Below are 17,187 nucleotides of genomic sequence, written 5' to 3'. Positions count from 1 at the left end.
GCTACGGTGGACCCGTGATTGACGTACGGCGCTCCGCCGACCGCTTCCGCGGCGGCGATCCCGCCTCGGGCATCGAGTCCCTGCACGCCTTCTCCTTCGGGCGCTTCTACGACCCGGACAACCTGCGCTTCGGCGCGATACTCGCCTGCAACGAGGAGCGGCTCGAGCCCGGCGCGGGCTTCGACGAGCATCCGCACAGCCACACCGAGATCGTCACCTGGGTCGTCGAGGGCGAGCTCACACACCGCGACTCGCAGGGCCACGGGACGGTGGTGCGGCCCGGGGACGTCCAGCGGCTCAGCTCGGCGGGCGGGGTGCGGCATGTGGAGCGCAACGACGGGGACGCGCCGCTGGTCTTTGTGCAGATGTGGCTCGCGCCGGTGTCGCCGGGCGGCGACCCGTCGTACGAGACAGTGCGCGGCATCGCGGACTCGACGCCGTACGCGCTCCCGCGGGCGGGCGCGATGCTGCACGTACGGCGCCTCACCGCGGGCGAGCGCACGGCGGTGCCGGACGCGGCCGCGGTGTACGCCCATGTGGTGCGGGGCGAAGTCCGCCTGGGGGACGAGCAGTTGGGCCCGGGCGACGCGGCGCGCATCACAGCTGCGGACGGCCTGGTAATGGCTGCGGCGGGGACCGCCGAGGTCCTGCTCTGGGAGCTGAACGAGGCGAATTCAAGCCCCGCCGGTGTGTGAGGCAGGGTCCGGGGCGGCGCCCCGGTTCACCCTCGGCGCAGTTCGGCCAGCACCGCGTCCGTGAACGGCGGCCACGCCTCGACCGCCCATGGTCCGAAGGCCCGGTCGGTGAGCGCCACGCACGCGGCGCGCGCGTCCGGGTCGATCCACAGGAACGTGCCGGACTGGCCGAAGTGGCCGAAGGTGCGCGGCGAGGACGAACTGCCTGTCCAGTGCGGGGACTTGGCGTCCCGGATCTCGAAGCCGAGACCCCAGTCGTTGGGCTTCTGGTGGCCGTAGCCGGGCAGGATGCCGGACAGACCGGGATGGACGACCGTCATCGCCTCCAGGACCGTGCGGGCGTCCAGCAGCCGCGGGGCCTGCACTTCCGCGGCGAACTTCACCAGATCGTCGACCGTCGAGACGCCGTCCCTGGCCGGAGAACCGTCCAGCGTGGTCGCCGCCATGCCCAGCGGCTCCAGCACCGCCTGGCTCAGATACTCCGCGAACGGGATCTCCGTCGCCTTGGCGATATGGTCGCCGAGCACCTCGAAGCCCGCGTTGGAGTACAGCCTTCGGGTACCGGGCGGGGCCGTCACACGGTGCTCGTCGAAGGCGAGTCCCGAGGTGTGCGCGAGCAGATGACGCACCGTGGAGCCCTCGGGGCCGGCCGGCTCGTCGAGCTCGATCGCCCCCTCCTCGTACGCCACGAGCGCCGCGTACGCCGCGAGCGGCTTGGTGACGGAGGCCAGCGGGAAACGGTGCGAGGCCGGACCGTACGAACCGGCGACGGTTCCGTCCGCTCGTACGACGGCGGCCGCCGCGGTCGGTACCGGCCAGTTCTCGATCATCGCCAGGCTCTGCATGCGTACGAGCCTAAAGGGTGAGGCGCATCGCGGGATCAGGGGTGCGGACGAAGCCGAGCGAGGCGTACAGCGGCTCGCCGTCGGAGGAGGCACGCAGGTCGATCCTGGACACGCCGCGCTCGCGGAACCAGCCGAGCAGCGCCTCCATGCAGGCGCGGGAGTAGCCGCGGCGCCGCAGATCCGGGTCGGTCGCGACGGAGAAGACGTAGCCGGTCGTGCCGCGCGGATTGCCGGGTCCGCCGAGCCGGTACTCGATGGTGCCGACCGCGCAGGCCGCGAGGCCCCCGGGGCGCTCGACGACGAAGGCGGTCAGATCGGCGTCGGCGTCGGAGTCGGCGAGCTTCTTGCGGAGGGTTTCGACGGCGGCGGGCTGCCAGCTGACGTCAGGACTGGGACCGAGATGTGAGTCCTGCATGACCTTGCGGAGGCGGACCAGCTCTTCGGCGTCTGCGGGTGTGGCGCGGCGTGCGAGGCTCATGCGCAGGAGGCTAATCGGCACCGCGCGGAAACTGCCATCAGATTCTGCTTGCTTCGAGTGCACTCGAAGGTTCTAGCGTTGAGGGCATGACGGTGATCGAGAGCACCTCTGCAAGGACGGAAATCTGCGTATCCGCTCCCCGTGCGCATCCCCGCCCCGACGGGCAGGACAGCTACACGATCAGCGAGGTCGTCGCCTTCACCGGGCTCACCGCACACACCTTGCGCTGGTACGAGAGGATCGGGCTGATGTCGAATGTCGACCGGTCGCACACCGGACAGCGGCGCTTCACCAACCGTGACCTGGACTGGCTCGCCTTCGTCGGCAAGCTGCGGCTGACCGGGATGCCGGTCGCGGACATGGTCCGCTACGCCGAGCTGGTGCGGGAGGGCGAGCACACCTTCGAGGCACGGCAGGAGCTGCTGGAGCGGACGCGGCGCGATGTGCGGTCGCGCATCGCGGAGCTCCAGGACACGCTCGCCGTGCTTGACCACAAGATCGAGTTTTACGCGGGCGCCCACCGGGCGTCGGAGAGGGTCTGAACCCTGATGAGCAACAGCAAGATCGCACAGGTGCGGCTGGGGACCGAGGGGCCACTGGTCGGTGTGCAGGGCCTCGGCTGCATGGGCATGAGCGAGTTCTACGGAGACACCGACGAGGCGGCGGCCAGGGACACCCTGGAGGCGGCGCTCGAGGCGGGCGTCACGCTCTTCGACACCGCGGACGTGTACGGGCGGGGCGCCAACGAGGAGTTCCTCGCACCGTTCTTCGGGGCGCACCGTGACGAGATAACCCTGGCGACCAAGTTCGCCATCGAGCGGACGGACGACCCGCACTACCGGGGCATCCGCAATGACCGGACGTACATCCGGCAGGCCGTCGAGGCGAGCCTCACGCGGCTGAAGACCGATGTCATCGACCTGTACTACATGCACCGCCGCGACCCGGCCGTGCCGTTCGCCGAGTCCGTCGGCGCGATGGCCGAACTGGTCGAGGAGGGCAAGGTCAAGCACCTGGGGCTGAGCGAGGTCACGGGCGCCGAGCTGCGCGAGGCGCACGCCGTGCACCCGATCGCGGCCCTGCAGTCGGAGTGGTCTCTGTTCAGCCGGGACGTGGAACGCAGCGCGGTGGGCGCGGCGGCGGAGCTGGGTGTTGCCTTCGTGCCGTACTCGCCGCTCGGCCGCGGCTTTCTGACCGGGGCGTTCGAGGACGCCGGCAAGGACCTGTCGGAGGGCGACTTCCGTAAGTTCCAGCCGCGCTTCACCGGAGACAACGCCAAGACCAACGCGGCGCTCCTGGAGCCGGTCCACAAGATCGCGGCGGCGCACGGCGCGACGGCCGCGCAGGTCGCTCTCGCCTGGGTGCAGCAGCGGGCCGAGGTGCACTCGCTCGCCGTGGTTCCGATCCCGGGCACCCGCAAGAGCAGCCGGCTGCTGGAGAATGTCGGCGCGACCCGGCTGACGCTGACCGCCGAGGAGCTGGCGTTGCTCGAGCCGATCGCCGGACTGGTGGCGGGGGACCGCTACCCGGACATGTCCTCCACGTCGGCGGCGCGCGAGGTCTGAGCAGGCCGGAGCGTAAAGACCGCGAAGCCCGCCGGAGCAGTGCTGCCACTGCCCGGCGGGCGTTCGTTCCCTTCGCCCACGGAGATTCGAGGCGCTGCGCGCACCGCCCCACCGACGGTCTCCCGTACCACCGGCCCTGCGGCTGCGTGATCACCCGCTGCGCGACCCGGGCGCGCTCACAGCCGCGCGAGCAGCTCCGCCTTCTTCGTGCTGAACTCCTCGTCGGTCACCAGCCCCGCCTGGTGCAGCTCCCCGAGATGCCGTATCCGCTCCGCGATGTCGGCCGGGTCACGCCGGCCCGCCTGCAGCGCCATCGCCGGCGCCGAGTCGCTGTTCCGTACGGATTCGAGCACCGCGGCTGCGAACGGCAGCGACTCGTGCACCGGCCCGTACCTGATCCCGAAGAGCACCGCGGCCGGGTCCTGGTCCACCTGCGCCTGCCCGGCTCCGTCGTCGCCGGGTTCCTCGCCGCGCCGCAGCAGCCGCAGATACCCGTCGAAGGCCTCCGGCGAGCGCCATTCGACCCCGCTCAGCTCCGCCACCTGGAAACTCTGGTCGCCCGCCCGCCACTTGGCGGACGACGCGCCCGTCCGCGACCAGCGGAAGGAGACCTGCGAGCCGTCGAAGGAGGCCTTTCCGTCGTACGCCTTGAAGTGCAGCGGGGCCTCGGGCGCGGCCACGGCGTACCGTTCGGCGGGCAGGCCCGCGTCGGCCGGCAGCAGTGCGCGCAGCTCGTCGGCGTAGTACTCGGCGAGTGTCTCGAGGTCCGCGGGCAGCACCAGGCGGTACGGGTCGCAGCCTTCCTTCAACTGCCCGGCCGCTGCCTCCATCAGCGGATCCGCGCCGGGTCTGGGCACGGCGTGCAGCACCACCGTGCCGCGCTTGCCCGGCGAGAGGGTCACCGACGCCAACGCCTCGTGGGGGATACGGCGTTCGCGAAGCGTCTGGAACAGCTTCGGCGTACGGCTCCCCCGTTCGAAGCGGATGAGCACGGAGTCGGTCTCGAACTCCCAAGTGGCTTGAATTCCGGCCAGAACGTCACCCATACGCCTCATCGTATGCGGCGTGCGCCCCCACGTCGCCCCTCGGCGCTCACCCCGGTCCACCGAGTTCTACGCGCGTCAGGCCGCCTACTCGCCGTAAATACCGCTGCGGCAGGTGTCGTTGTTGCTCGCGCAGGTCACGCTGTGGAACGAACCGACGCCTATCTCGGCGAAGTTGCTGACGCTCTCGGTTCCCGGCTCGAAATAGCCACCGTGTCCGATCGCGCCGGCCGCCGACAGCACCCGCGCGCCGAACGCCGGCGTCACCGGGTCCTCGCCGTGGCCCAGCCCGCCGACCTCCAGGTGCGGTACGCCCTGGATCCAGTCGTCGCTGTCCCGCATCGCCCACACCCGGGCCCGCGAGCGAAGACCGGCCACGTTCTCGGCCCGCATTCCGGGGCTGCCGGCCACCGCTATGTCGCCCACCCGCTCGGGCAGCCGGCGCGCGGCGACACCGCACACCACGGAGCCGTAGCTGTGGCAGAACAGCGCGACCTTGGCGTCGCCGGGCAGCGCGGAGGCGAGCGCGGTCAGCCGCACGGCGCCGATCTGGGCGAGCCGGCCGATGGCCGAGTCCATGCCGACACCGACGGGCGCGGTGTAGTCGGCCCAGGCGATGACGGCGGTACGGGTACGGGGCGAGGCGGCGCGCTCGGCGGCGTACAGCGACTGCGCCATACCGACGGGCGCGGTGTACTTGCGGGTGGACCGCTGGAAGGTGAGCAGATTGGTGTCGACGCCGGGGACGATCACGGAGACACGCTGGGCGCGGTCGAGGTCGCCGAGGACCTCGGCGACCTTGCCGGGGCCTGACGGATCGAAGGCGAGGATCTGCCGGTCGGCGCTCATGAGCGCCTCGAAGCGGTTCATACGGCGGACCGCGTCGCGGTGGCCGTCCGCGGTGAGGTTCGGGTCGTTCACCCGCTTGCGTTCCAACGTGAGCGAATGCGCGAGGGCCTTGCGGTTGGCGTGGTAGCGCAGGGTCACCGGGGCGCCGTTGAGATTGCCGACCACGAGCGGGTACTGGTCGGCGAGCCGGGTCCGCTGCAGCGGGCCGAGCGAGGCGAAGAAGGCGGCCAGCCGCTGCGGCGGCGCGTCGGTGCCGGGCAGCTCACGCGCCCCGATCCGGGCCTTTCCCCAGCCGGCCAGCTCGGCCTCGAGGGCGTCACGGGGGCCGCTCTGATGTCGTACCGCGGTCCAGCCGCTGGTCGCCAGCATCACGAACACGACCGCGAGGGCGAGCAGAGCGCGCCATACGGTCAGGGTGGGGGAGGAGTCGAAGGAAGTCACTGCGGGACACCCTAGGAGACGCGCGAGGGGCCTCGCGAAGACCGTGAGGGAGATCACGTGTTCCGCGCGGAAAGAGGGGAAGGCCGTCACATTCCGTGCGCCTGGGGCGTACGCTCCGGTGCGTTTTGCGGTCCGCTTTTATGTACTGCTTACGCTACTTACGCCAGTTCGCGGCGAGCGCGGGCCCGAGGTGGTCCAGATATGCCTCCGTGAGCCCCCGGATCGCCTCCGTGCCGGCGTCCTCGCCCTGACTCCAGAGCCGGCCGGTCACCCGCATCACCCCGCTGAACGAGGCGACCACGATCCGCGGCCTCGGGTCCGTGTCCACGTCAAGTCCCTCGCGCTCGGCGACCAGTTGGGCGATCTCCTCCTCCAGCTCGGTGGAGCGGCGCAGCCGCTCGCCGCGGGCACGGTCCTGATGGTGCCCACGGCGGTCGCCATGTTCGGCATGTCGACCCTGTCGACCGACACCGGTAGTCTGCCGATGCCCGCCATCGCCGAGAAGATCGTCGGCGTCGCGCACGGCACGTTTATCTCCGGCATGGGCCTGGCCTGCCTGGTCGCCGCGGGTGTGGCGGTCGTCGCGGTCTTCGTCGCGCTGCTGACCAAGCGTGGCGCGAACGCCGAGGCGGGTGCGGGCGCGGCCCACATCTGACGGCGAGCGCGCGTCAACCGCATGCGTACGACAGCCCCGCCGGGCCCGCCCGGCGGGGCTGTCGCCTATCCGGGTGATCTGCTCGGGCCCCTCTTCCCCCACGGGCCGAGCGCAGGTCAGGGTGCGGTCAAGTGATCCGTACGACACGGGGGTTGACCGATATGCGCAAGATCGTCACGGCCGGATTCCTGGCCGCAGCAGTACTGGCGCCGCAGACGGCAGCGGCCACTGTCGCCGCCGCGCCGCCACGCCTCGGGGAGTGCGCGGCGGGCCAGCTCTGCCTCTGGGAGAAGGGGAACTTCAAGGGCGTACGCCAGGTCCATGAGCTCTCGGGCACCGATATCGAGAGCTGTGTCCCGCTGCCGCCCGGCACCACGGCAGAGGCGCTGGCCAACCGGACCGGGCGGCCCGTCACCACGTACCAGTCGGCCGAGTGCGAGGAGACGGGCGAGTTCGAGACCTACCCGGGCGGCGGCACCTGGTTGCCCCAATCCCCGTATCGGATCAGGGCCTTCAAGGTCTGGGAGCGCTGAACCGGGGTACCCGCAGTCCGGGCCCCGATTCGACAACCTCAGGGAGTGATGATGGCGGGCTTCGGACACACCACGCGCAAGCACCCTCGCTCACGCGGCCGGACGTGGTCGCGGAGTGGGCCGGACCGCGCGGTACTCGGAATCATCGGGCTGATCTGCGCGATCGCGGGATTCTTCGTGCTGGGAATCATCCTCGGCCCGATCGCGATCGTCTGCGGCTGGCTCGGCATGGGACGCCGCTGGAACGGCGCACAGCCGGTTCCGGCACTGGTCGGCGTCGTGCTCGGTGCCATTGACACCGTGCTGGCGATCGTCTGGCTGGCAGGAGCGTCAGCCATGGGCAACGGCATGTTCTGACGGCTGCCCCAGGGCAGCAGGACGACCCCGGCCTCGGGACGGACCTGCCCCCGGGCGGCCGGGGAAACCGGACCGCCGAAGTGACCGCTCAGATCGCCGACTTGTCGGGCGCGGCAGCAACGCCCTCCTGCACCGGCAGCGTGCCGGGAACGGGCTCTGCCGCGCCCGGCAGCGGGTCGGGAACGGGTTCTGCCGCGCCCGGCAGCGGGTCGGGAACGGGTTCTGCTGCGCCGGGCAGCGGGTCGGGAACGGGTTCTGCCGCGCCGGGCAGCACGTCGCGCCGGAGTTCCGCTGCGCCCGGCAGCGCGCCGGGCCTGGGTTCCGCCGGGCCCGACAGCACGTCGGGAACGGGCTCCGCCGCGCCCGAAAGCCGCCCGATCTCCGCCCGCAGCTGCCTGATCTCCGCGGTCAGCGCTTCGAGCAGCGCCGTCTGCCGGCGCTCCTCCGCGTCGTCCCGCTCGAAGCGGGAGATGAACCACGCCGCGATATTGGCGGTTACGACACCGAGCAGGGCGATCCCCGCGAGCATCAGTCCGACCGCGAGCACCCGCCCCAGACCGGTCGTCGGCGCGTGATCGCCGTACCCGACCGTCGTCATCGTCGTAAACGACCACCACACCGCGTCGCCCAGCGTCTTGATGTTCCCGTCCGGCGCGTCCCGCTCCACATGGAGCACGGCCAGCGAGCCGAACATCATCAGCCCCACCACCGCGCCACCGACATACGTCGTCAGCGTGATCTGCGGCGCCATCCTGGCCCGCCGGCCCACCAGCAGCAGCGTGGAGACGACCCGCAGCAGCCGCAGTGGCTGCACCAGCGGCAGCAGCACCGCGATCAGATCCAGCGGATGGCTGCGTACGAACAGCATCTTGCCGGGCGCCAGCGTCAGCCGCACGAGGTAGTCGACGGCGAAGGAGCCCCACACCACCCACTCGGTGACCATGCAGACCGTGTGCACCCAGCTCTTCGCGTCGGGCGTCACGATCGGTATGGCATAGGCGACGGCGAACGCCAGGGCCAGCGCAAGCAGGGGGGTCTGCATGCGCTCTTCCCACCGGACCTGCGCTGTTCGCTGCTTCATGCCAGGCATCGTAGGGCTGTGCTTTTCCGGGGGACGGCCCCGGACCCCCGATGTGAAGGGCGGCGGAGCCCCAAGGGTCCCGCCGCCCTTCACCCAGCCATGTGCTTACGCGTCGCCGCCGGCCGCGCCCGGGTCCGCCGCCGCCACATCCAGCAGCTGGTAACGGTCCACGGCCTGCTTCAGCACCGAGCGGTCGACCTTGCCGTCCCGCGCGAGCTCGGTGAGCACCGCGAGCACGATCGACTGCGCGTCGATGTGGAAGAACCGACGGGCCGCACCACGCGTGTCCGCGAAGCCGAAGCCGTCCGCGCCCAGCGACTGGTACGTGCCGGGCACCCAGCGCGAGATCTGGTCAGGGACCGAGCGCATCCAGTCCGAGACCGCCACGAACGGGCCCTCGGAGCTCTGCAGCTTCTGCGTGACGTACGGGACGCGCTGCTCCTCCTCGGGGTGGAGCAGATTGTGCCGCTCCGCGTCGACGGCCTCACGGCGCAGCTCGTTCCACGACGTCGCCGACCAGACGTCGGCCTTGACGTTCCACTCCTCGGCGAGGATCCGCTGAGCCTCGACCGCCCACGGCACGGCCACACCGGACGCCATGATCTGCGCGGGGATCGCACCGGCCTCGCCCGCCTTGAAGCGGTAGATGCCCTTGAGGATGCCGTCGACGTCGACATCGGCGGGCTCCGCCGGGTGCTGGATCGGCTCGTTGTAGACGGTGAGGTAGTAGAAGACGTCCTCGCTGTCCGGGCCGTACATCCGGCGCAGACCGTCCTTGACGATGTGCGCGATCTCGTAGCCGAAGGCCGGGTCGTACGCGACACAGCCCGGGTTGGTCGAGGCGAGCAGCTGTGAGTGGCCGTCCGCGTGCTGCAGACCCTCACCGGTCAGAGTCGTACGCCCCGCGGTCGCACCCAGCACAAAGCCGCGCGCGAGCTGGTCGGCCATCTGCCAGAACTGGTCGCCGGTCCGCTGGAAACCGAACATCGAGTAGAAGACATAGACCGGGATCAGCGGCTCGCCGTGCGTGGCGTACGCCGAACCGGCGGCGATCAGCGATGCCGTGCAGCCGGCCTCGGAGATGCCGTCGTGCAGCATCTGGCCGGTCGGTGACTCCTTGTAGGCGAGCAGCAGCTCGCGGTCCACCGCTTCGTACTGCTGGCCCAGCGGGTTGTAGATCTTGGCGCTCGGGAAGAACGCGTCCATACCGAAGGTGCGGTACTCGTCGGGGGCGATCAGCACGAAACGCTTGCCGATCTCCTTGTCCCGCATCAGGTCCTTCAGGATGCGGACGAACGCCATGGTCGTGGCGATCGACTGCTGTCCCGAGCCCTTCTTGGCGGCGGCGTAGGTCTTGTCCTCCGGCAGGGCCAGCGGCTTGGCGCGCACCACACGGGTCGGCACATAGCCGCCGCACGCCTTGCGGTGGTCGTGCATGTACTGGATCTCTTCGGAGTTCCGGCCCGGGTGGTAGTACGGCGGCGCGCCGCTCTCCAGCTGCTTGTCCGTGATCGGGAGGTGCAGCCGGTCGCGGAAGCGCTTGAGGTCGTCGACCGTCAGCTTCTTCATCTGGTGGGTCGCGTTGCGGCCCTCGAAGTTCGGACCCAGCGTCCAGCCCTTGATCGTCTGCGCGAGGATCACCGTCGGCTGGCCCTTGTGCTCCTTGGCCGCCGTGTATGCCGCGTAGACCTTCTTGTGGTCGTGACCGCCGCGTCCCAGGTGCAGGATCCGCTCGTCGGTCATGCCCTCGACCATCTTGCGCAGCCGCTGGTCGCTGCCGAAGAAGTGCTCACGGATGTACGCGCCGGTCTCGGTGGCGTACGTCTGGAACTGGCCGTCCGGCGTGGTGTTCAGCTTGTTCACCAGGATGCCGTCGCGGTCCTGCGCGAGCAGCGGGTCCCAGGAGCGGTCCCAGACCAGCTTGATGACGTTCCAGCCGGCGCCGCGGAACTGGGACTCCAGCTCCTGGATGATCTTGCCGTTGCCGCGTACGGGGCCGTCGAGGCGCTGCAGGTTGCAGTTGACGACGAAGGTCAGGTTGTCCAGGCCCTCACGGGCGGCGATGGAGAGCTGGCCGAGCGACTCGGGCTCGTCCATCTCGCCGTCGCCGAGGAACGCCCACACGTGTGACTTGGAGGTGTCCGCGATGCCGCGCGCCTCCATGTAGCGGTTCATCCGAGCCTGGTAGATCGCGCCGAGCGGGCCGAGGCCCATCGAGACGGTCGGGAACTCCCAGAAGTCCGGCATCAGCCGCGGGTGCGGGTAGCTGGACAGGCCGTTCGGGAACTTGGACTTCTCCTGGCGGAAGGCGTCGAGCTGGGTCTCGTTGAGCCGGTCCAGCAGGAACGCGCGGGCGTAGATGCCGGGCGACGCGTGGCCCTGGAAGAAGATCTGGTCGCCGCCGTCGCCCTCGTCCTTGCCGCGGAAGAAGTGGTTGAAGCCGACGTCGTAGAGGGACGCGGAGGAGGCGAAGGTGGCGATGTGCCCGCCGACGCCGATGCCCGGGCGCTGCGCACGGGAGACCATCACCGCGGCGTTCCAGCGGGTCGCGTTGAGGATCTTGCGCTCGATCTCCTCGTTGCCGGGGAAGAACGGCTCGTCCTTGGTGGCGATGGTGTTGACGTAGTCCGTGCTGCGCATCTCGGGCACGGCCACGCGCCTCTCGCGGGCACGCTCGATCAGGCGGAGCATCAGGTAGCGGGCGCGCTCCCGGCCCCGCTCGTCGACGGCGGCGTCGAGGGAGTCCAGCCACTCCTGGGTCTCTTCAGGATCGAAGTCCGGGACCTGACTGGGAAGGCCGCCAATGATGATCGGATTGCGATCGGATCCGGAAGCCACGCTATTCCTTCGCTGTTCGGGGGGCACTGCCTCTACGGGACGTACGGGATGTCTGCGCGTTGTCGCACCGCTCCATCGTGTACCGCGGCGGGGCAAACGTCATCTCTACCGAGGGGTAACCCGTGTTCTCGGAGACATCCGGCCCGAACCACGGTTCCGGGTTCGGGCAAATCGCAACCTTACGCCCAAGCCGTCGATGTGTTTGGGTCGGCTGTTCGGCTCCGATGGGCGCACCGAAGCGAGGAAAAGCCGTAAAGATGGTCGAATGGTGTGGCAAGCACAATGAGAGGGGCCCGAGCGTGCCTGGAGTTGCGTCGAGACGGCCCCAAACGTCACCGTTTCGGCGGTCTGCACGGCCGGGTACTTGCGCGATCGGTCCCGCCCGTGTGGACTACGGCCAACGCCACGCGCACGCGCGGGGCTGCAGCATTTTCCAAACATGATCAGGAGGCAAGCCGTGAGCGCGACCGCGGACCACGCGGAGGAGCGGACCAACCCGGCCGTCAGGCTGGGGTTCGAGCCCGGACAGGTGGTCCAGGAGATCGGCTACGACGATGACGTCGAGCAGGAACTCCGTGAGGGCATCGAGGCTGTAATCGGCCAGGAACTCGTCGATGAGGACTACGAGGACGTCGCAGACGTCGTCGTGCTCTGGTTCCGTGACGACGACGGCGACCTTACGGACGCGCTGGTGGACGCCATCGGCCTGCTCGACGAGGGCGGCGACATCTGGTTGCTTACGCCGAAGACCGGCAGGGACGGTTACATCGAGCCGAGCGACATCAACGAAGCCGCGCAGACCTCCGGTCTTTCCCAGACCAAGAGCATCAACGCGGGCAAGGACTGGTCGGGCACCCGGCTGAGCGCACCCAAGTCCAAGCGCTGAGCGCCCAACGCCCGAAGGCCCCCGTCGACATATGTCGGCGGGGGTCTCTGCGTAGGGTGGACACCACCCGAACGGACCACCCGGCTCGGCTCAGCGAAGGGAAGCACCGTCATGGCGATCGAGGTCGGCACCAAGGCCCCGGATTTCGAGCTGAAGGACAACCACGGCCGGACCGTGCGGCTCGCCGACTTCCGCGGCGAGAAGAACGTGGTGCTCCTCTTCTATCCCTTCGCGTTCACCGGTGTGTGCACGGGCGAGCTCTGCGCGCTCCGTGACGAACTGCCCTCGTTCGTCAACGACGACACCCAGCTGCTCGCGGTCTCCAACGACTCGATCCACACGCTGCGCGTCTTCGCCGAGCAGGAGGGCCTCGAGTACCCGCTGCTCTCGGACTTCTGGCCGCACGGCGAGACCTCGCGTGCGTACGGCGTCTTCGACGAGGAGAAGGGATGCGCCGTGCGCGGAACCTTCATCATCGACAAGGAGGGCGTGGTCCGCTGGACCGTCGTGAACGGCCTGCCGGACGCCCGCGATCTGAACGAGTACATCAAGGCGCTGGACACCCTCTGATTCATCGGGCGACCTCCCGCGCCAAAGGGTGTTTTGCGCGGGAACCGGTCACTAGGATCCATTCGTTGATCCGATACCAACGCACTACGGGGGCGCTGCCCCTGAAAACCAATGGAGGGACTCGTGGGAGTCAGCCTCAGCAAGGGCGGCAACGTCTCGCTGACCAAGGCCGCGCCCAACCTGACCGCGGTCACCGTGGGCCTGGGCTGGGACGCACGCAGCACCACCGGCACCGACTTCGACCTCGACGCCAGCGCCCTGCTGACCAACGCCGAGGGCAAGGTCGCCAACGACGGCAACTTCGTCTTCTTCAACAACCTCAAGAGCCCCGACGGCTCTGTCGAGCACACCGGCGACAACCTCACGGGTGAGGGCGAGGGAGACGACGAGCAGATCAAGGTCAACCTCGCCTCGGTGCCCGCCGACGTCGACAAGATCGTGTTCCCGGTCTCGATCTACGAGGCCGAGAGCCGCCAGCAGTCCTTCGGCCAGGTGCGCAACGCGTTCATCCGCGTCGTCAACCAGGCCGACAACAACGAACTGGCCCGCTACGACCTGAGCGAGGACGCCTCGACCGAGACCGCGATGGTCTTCGGCGAGCTCTACCGCAACGGCGCGGAGTGGAAGTTCCGTGCCATCGGCCAGGGGTACGCCTCAGGCCTGCGCGGTATCGCGCAGGACTTCGGTGTGAACGTCTGAGCCAGCAGCATCTCCGCTTCCGGCGCCGCACATCTCCGTGCGGCGCCGGACGTGCCTGAACACCCGCAGAACCGCGAAACCCGCAGAACCTCGCAACACGTCATCCAGGGGAGGACCCACGATCATGGGCGTCACGCTCGCCAAGGGAGGCAATGTCTCCCTCTCCAAGGCCGCACCGAACCTCACGCAGGTGCTGGTAGGGCTCGGCTGGGACGCGCGCTCCACCACCGGAGCGCCCTTCGACCTCGATGCCAGCGCACTGCTCTGCCAGTCCGGCCGGGTACTCGGCGACGAGTGGTTTGTCTTCTACAACAACCTCAAGAGCCCCGACGGCTCCGTCGAGCACACCGGTGACAACCTCACGGGCGAGGGCGAAGGCGACGACGAGTCGCTGCTGGTGGACCTCTCCAAGGTGCCGGACCATGTCGACAAGATCGTCTTCCCGGTCTCCATCCATGAGGCCGACAACCGAGGCCAGACGTTCGGGCAGGTCAGCAACGCCTTCATCCGGGTGGCCAATCAGGCGGACGGCCAGGAGCTCGCCCGCTACGACCTGAGCGAGGACGCCTCGACCGAGACCGCGATGATCTTCGGCGAGCTCTACCGCTACGGGGGCGAGTGGAAGTTCCGTGCAGTGGGGCAGGGGTACGCGTCGGGGCTCCGAGGCATCGCTCTAGACTTCGGGGTCAACGTTTCGTAAAGCCGCGCACTGGAATGGGGAAACCCGGACTTGGTGCGGGGGCGACCCGTACTACACGATTGGGTACCAGTGGTTCTGAAAACCTTCGGCTGGTCGTTCGCGGTCACCGCGCTCGGCCTGGTCGCAGCGGTGCTCTACGGCGGGTGGACCGCGTTCGGGGTCGTCCTGATCCTGTCCATCCTCGAAATCTCGCTGTCCTTCGACAATGCGGTGGTCAACGCCGGAATCCTGAAGAAGATGAGTGCCTTCTGGCAGAAGATCTTCCTCACGGTCGGCGTGCTCATCGCCGTGTTCGGTATGCGACTGGTCTTCCCTGTCGTCATCGTCGCCATCAGCGCCAAGCTGGGCCCGCTAGAGGCCGTGGACCTGGCGTTCAACCAGCCTGAACGCTATGAGCAGTTGGTCACCGACGCGCACCCGTCGATCGCGGCCTTCGGCGGTATGTTCCTGCTGATGATCTTCCTCGACTTCGTCTTCGAGGAGCGTGACATCAAGTGGCTGGCGTGGCTGGAGCGGCCGCTGGCCAAGCTCGGCAAGGTCGACATGCTGTCGGTCTGCATCGCCCTGATCGTGCTGTTGGTCACCTCGATGACCTTCGCCGTCAACGCCCACCAGCACGCCGGGCACGCGGACAAGGCCCAGACGGTGCTGATCTCCGGTATCGCCGGTCTGATCACGTATCTGGTCGTCGGCGGGCTCTCCGGCTTCTTCGAGAACAGGCTCGAGGAGGAAGAGGAGCGCGAGCACGAGGCCGAGGAAGAGGCCAAGAAGGCCGGCAAGCCGGTCTCGGCCGTTGTGATGGCGGGCAAGGCCGCGTTCTTCATGTTCCTCTACCTCGAGGTCCTGGACGCGTCCTTCTCGTTCGACGGTGTCATCGGCGCCTTCGCCATCACCAACGACATCGTGCTGATGGCGCTCGGCCTCGGTATCGGCGCCATGTACGTCCGTTCGCTCACGGTCTACCTGGTCCGCCAGGGAACCCTCGACGACTACGTCTACCTGGAGCACGGCGCGCACTACGCGATCGGCGCGCTCGCCGTGATTCTGCTCGTCACCATCCAGTACCAGATCAACGAGATCATCACCGGTCTGGTCGGCGTCGTACTGATCGCCTGGTCGTTCTGGTCCTCGGTGCGCCGCAACAGCGCGCTCGCCGCCCAGGGAATCGACCCACAGGACGCTCCTGACGGGGTGTGACCCGGCAAGGATTGAGGAACGCTCTGAGCGGGGCGGCTCCGAGGCACCGGCCTCGGCGCCGCCCCGCGGGGCTCATCGACGCGTGTGGGGGTGGGGTATGGCCTTCTGGGGCAACCTGTGGCGGGGGCGGTCACCGCAGTTCGACTCGGGCAGTGCCGCGACGAATTCCATCGAGCTGACCAAACGGCACCCGACGGTCTCGCTCACCAAGCAGGGCGCGGCCACCGGCAATCTGCGCGTCAACCTCTCCTGGCGGATGCGCACATCCGATATCGAGGGCAGGTCCAAGCAGAGCGGCAGACTGCTGCGCCACCCTTTCAAGCTCTTCCAGCCCGATGTGGTCCAGGCGCACACTCAGGGCGTGGTCAACGTGGACCTCGACCTCGGCTGTCTGTACGAACTGACGGACGGCAGCAAGGGCGTGGTGCAGCCGCTGGGCAGCTTTTTCGGCAGCATCAACGAGCCGCCCTATGTGAAGCTCAGCGGCGACGACCGGTTCGGCTCTCCCTCGGGTGAGACGCTCTACGTCAATCTCGACCACCGCGAGTCGATCAAGCGGCTGCTGTTCTTCGCCTACATCTACGACCAGACGCCGGCCTTCGACCGTACGCACGCGCATGTGACGCTCTACCCGAGCAACGGCCCGCGGGTGGAGATAGAGCTCGACGAGCGCGCGCCACAGGCCCGTTCGTGTGCGGTGTTCTCCATGGAGAACGTCAAGGGCGAGCTGATCGTGCGCCGTGAGGTGAAGTTCGTGTACGGATTCCAGGCGGAGCTCGACCGGCTGTACGGGTGGGGCCTGCAATGGGGCCGCGGCTACAAGAACCGGGTCTGAGGCGGCTGCCCGCGGCTCAGGAACGGATGAACTGCGGGCCCATCGGCGGCAGCCGGAAGTTCGGGTCAGGAGCGTGCGCGGCCGCGGCGGCGGGCTGTGGGTAGCCGTAAGCGGGCTGGTTCGTGGCGGGCTGCGGGTAGCCGTAAGCGGGCTGCGCCGCGGCCGGCTGCGGGTAGCCGTAAGCGGGCTGCGCCGGGGGCGCGGACGCCGGCTGTACGGATGGCTGGGCCGGCGGCTGCGGCTCGGGCTGCGCGGACGGCTCGGCCGCCGCCTCCGCCTCGTCCACCGAAATACCGAACGCCGTGGCCAGGCCGACCAGCCCGGTCGGATAGCCCTGCGCGACCGCGCGGAACTTCCAGCCGTCCCCGCGCCGGTAGAGCTCACCGCAGATGATCGCGGTCTCCTCGCCGGTCTCCGGCTTCACATCGAAGACGGCCAGCGGGTCGCTGTCGGCCAGGGCGGCGTCGTAGAGCAGTATTCGCAGATCCCGTACATGCTGGAAGGTGTCGCCGTCGGAGGAGGCGGCGAGCACCACCTGGTCGACCGACGGGTCGAGGGCCGCGAGATCCGCCTCGACGGTGTCGGTCAGCCACTCAGCGATGCGCTTCTTGGGCAGCCGCCGCACCAAACCCGAAGGATGGCGCGGCTGGTTGTAGAAGACGAAGTCCTCGTCGGAGCGCACACGGCCGTCCTGGCCGAGCAACAGGGCCGAGGCGTCCACGTCGGGGACCCCGGCGCCCGGGGTCCAGCGCAGCACGGCCCGTACGGCCATGGCATCGAGAGGGGCGTTCGAACCCTTCAGCATCGCGTGCGTCATATCCGTCATCCTGCCTTCCCGGTGGCCGTGCGGACAACGCGGGGCCCCTTGTTCTCCGGCCAGGACATGGGCATGGTGCAAGCGGGTTACCTGGAATTCATGG

At 69.0% G+C, this 17,187-nt stretch carries 17 protein-coding genes and 3 pseudogenes; 12 read left to right on the top strand and 8 right to left on the bottom strand.

The window, feature by feature from the left end:
• Positions 1-14 precede the first annotated feature (14 nt).
• Entirely contained in the window at positions 15-695 is a 681-nt protein-coding gene (locus OG735_RS13205) for a pirin family protein (protein WP_327323362.1), read from the top strand.
• A gap of 26 nt (positions 696-721) precedes the next feature.
• On the opposite strand, the gene OG735_RS13200 is transcribed toward OG735_RS13205, so the two are convergent.
• On the bottom strand, positions 722-1,540 hold the full coding sequence (locus OG735_RS13200; RefSeq protein ID WP_327323361.1) for a serine hydrolase domain-containing protein: 819 nt from the start codon (positions 1,538-1,540) through the stop codon (positions 722-724).
• Positions 1,541-1,550: 10 nt separating this feature from the next.
• Complete coding sequence (locus OG735_RS13195) at positions 1,551-2,018, bottom strand: GNAT family N-acetyltransferase (protein WP_327323360.1); 468 nt, start codon at positions 2,016-2,018, stop codon at positions 1,551-1,553.
• Between the two features lie 86 nt (positions 2,019-2,104).
• Between OG735_RS13195 and OG735_RS13190 the strand changes: the two genes are divergently transcribed.
• Both OG735_RS13190 and OG735_RS13185 read left to right on the top strand, forming a co-directional pair.
• Complete coding sequence (locus tag OG735_RS13190) at positions 2,105-2,560, top strand: MerR family transcriptional regulator (protein WP_327323359.1); 456 nt, start codon at positions 2,105-2,107, stop codon at positions 2,558-2,560.
• Between the two features lie 6 nt (positions 2,561-2,566).
• Entirely contained in the window at positions 2,567-3,583 is a 1,017-nt protein-coding gene (locus OG735_RS13185; RefSeq protein WP_327323358.1) for an aldo/keto reductase, read from the top strand.
• Between the two features lie 176 nt (positions 3,584-3,759).
• On the opposite strand, the gene OG735_RS13180 is transcribed toward OG735_RS13185, so the two are convergent.
• The 3 genes and pseudogenes from OG735_RS13180 to OG735_RS13170 all read right to left on the bottom strand — a co-directional run.
• A complete protein-coding gene (locus tag OG735_RS13180) occupies positions 3,760-4,629 on the bottom strand; it encodes a DUF4429 domain-containing protein (protein WP_327323357.1) in 870 nt (289 codons plus the stop codon).
• Between the two features lie 84 nt (positions 4,630-4,713).
• A complete protein-coding gene (locus OG735_RS13175; protein ID WP_327323356.1) occupies positions 4,714-5,916 on the bottom strand; it encodes an alpha/beta hydrolase in 1,203 nt (400 codons plus the stop codon).
• A 154-nt stretch (positions 5,917-6,070) separates the two neighbouring features.
• Positions 6,071-6,310, bottom strand: a pseudogene (locus OG735_RS13170) (acyl-CoA-like ligand-binding transcription factor); the annotation flags it as partial.
• A 99-nt stretch (positions 6,311-6,409) separates the two neighbouring features.
• On the opposite strand from OG735_RS13170, the pseudogene OG735_RS13165 reads away from it, so the two are divergent.
• The 3 genes and pseudogenes from OG735_RS13165 to OG735_RS13155 all read left to right on the top strand — a co-directional run.
• Positions 6,410-6,571, top strand: a pseudogene (locus OG735_RS13165) (MFS transporter); the annotation flags it as partial.
• 161 nt (positions 6,572-6,732) lie between these two features.
• The gene (locus OG735_RS13160) at positions 6,733-7,104 is read left to right on the top strand and encodes a peptidase inhibitor family I36 protein (RefSeq protein ID WP_327328298.1); all 372 of its coding nucleotides are present in this window, start codon (positions 6,733-6,735) and stop codon (positions 7,102-7,104) included.
• A 48-nt stretch (positions 7,105-7,152) separates the two neighbouring features.
• On the top strand, positions 7,153-7,461 hold the full coding sequence (locus OG735_RS13155) for a small hydrophobic protein (RefSeq protein WP_327323355.1): 309 nt from the start codon (positions 7,153-7,155) through the stop codon (positions 7,459-7,461).
• Between the two features lie 313 nt (positions 7,462-7,774).
• Here the strand turns inward: OG735_RS13155 and OG735_RS13150 are convergent.
• Positions 7,775-8,551: pseudogene (locus tag OG735_RS13150) on the bottom strand (potassium channel family protein); the annotation flags it as partial.
• A 96-nt stretch (positions 8,552-8,647) separates the two neighbouring features.
• Positions 8,648-11,380 (bottom strand): pyruvate dehydrogenase (acetyl-transferring), homodimeric type, encoded by a 2,733-nt coding sequence (gene aceE, locus OG735_RS13145; RefSeq protein WP_327323354.1) that lies wholly within the window; start codon positions 11,378-11,380, stop codon positions 8,648-8,650.
• 457 nt (positions 11,381-11,837) lie between these two features.
• Between aceE and OG735_RS13140 the strand changes: the two genes are divergently transcribed.
• The 6 genes from OG735_RS13140 (at position 11,838) to OG735_RS13115 (ending at position 16,267) form a co-directional block, all read left to right on the top strand.
• On the top strand, positions 11,838-12,266 hold the full coding sequence (locus OG735_RS13140) for a DUF3052 domain-containing protein (protein WP_326649708.1): 429 nt from the start codon (positions 11,838-11,840) through the stop codon (positions 12,264-12,266).
• Positions 12,267-12,377: 111 nt separating this feature from the next.
• Positions 12,378-12,836, top strand: coding sequence for a peroxiredoxin (locus tag OG735_RS13135; protein WP_327323353.1), 459 nt, complete (start codon positions 12,378-12,380; stop codon positions 12,834-12,836).
• A gap of 123 nt (positions 12,837-12,959) precedes the next feature.
• The gene (locus tag OG735_RS13130; RefSeq protein WP_142216883.1) at positions 12,960-13,535 is read left to right on the top strand and encodes a TerD family protein; all 576 of its coding nucleotides are present in this window, start codon (positions 12,960-12,962) and stop codon (positions 13,533-13,535) included.
• 124 nt (positions 13,536-13,659) lie between these two features.
• A complete protein-coding gene (locus OG735_RS13125; protein WP_327323352.1) occupies positions 13,660-14,235 on the top strand; it encodes a TerD family protein in 576 nt (191 codons plus the stop codon).
• 69 nt (positions 14,236-14,304) lie between these two features.
• Positions 14,305-15,432: a DUF475 domain-containing protein gene (locus tag OG735_RS13120; RefSeq protein ID WP_327323351.1), complete on the top strand. Its 1,128-nt coding sequence runs from the start codon at positions 14,305-14,307 to the stop codon at positions 15,430-15,432.
• A 97-nt stretch (positions 15,433-15,529) separates the two neighbouring features.
• Complete coding sequence (locus OG735_RS13115) at positions 15,530-16,267, top strand: TerD family protein (protein WP_327323350.1); 738 nt, start codon at positions 15,530-15,532, stop codon at positions 16,265-16,267.
• 16 nt (positions 16,268-16,283) lie between these two features.
• Here OG735_RS13115 and OG735_RS13110 read toward each other — a convergent pair whose 3' ends face one another.
• Positions 16,284-17,093 carry a TerD family protein gene (locus tag OG735_RS13110; protein WP_327323349.1) on the bottom strand — a complete coding sequence of 270 codons (810 nt, stop codon included), beginning with the start codon at positions 17,091-17,093 and terminating at the stop codon, positions 16,284-16,286.
• Positions 17,094-17,187 lie beyond the last annotated feature (94 nt).

Source organism: Streptomyces sp. NBC_01210 (assembly GCF_036010325.1).
In the GTDB taxonomy this organism is placed as follows: domain Bacteria; phylum Actinomycetota; class Actinomycetes; order Streptomycetales; family Streptomycetaceae; genus Streptomyces.
This window is presented reverse-complemented; position numbering and strand designations above follow the sequence as displayed.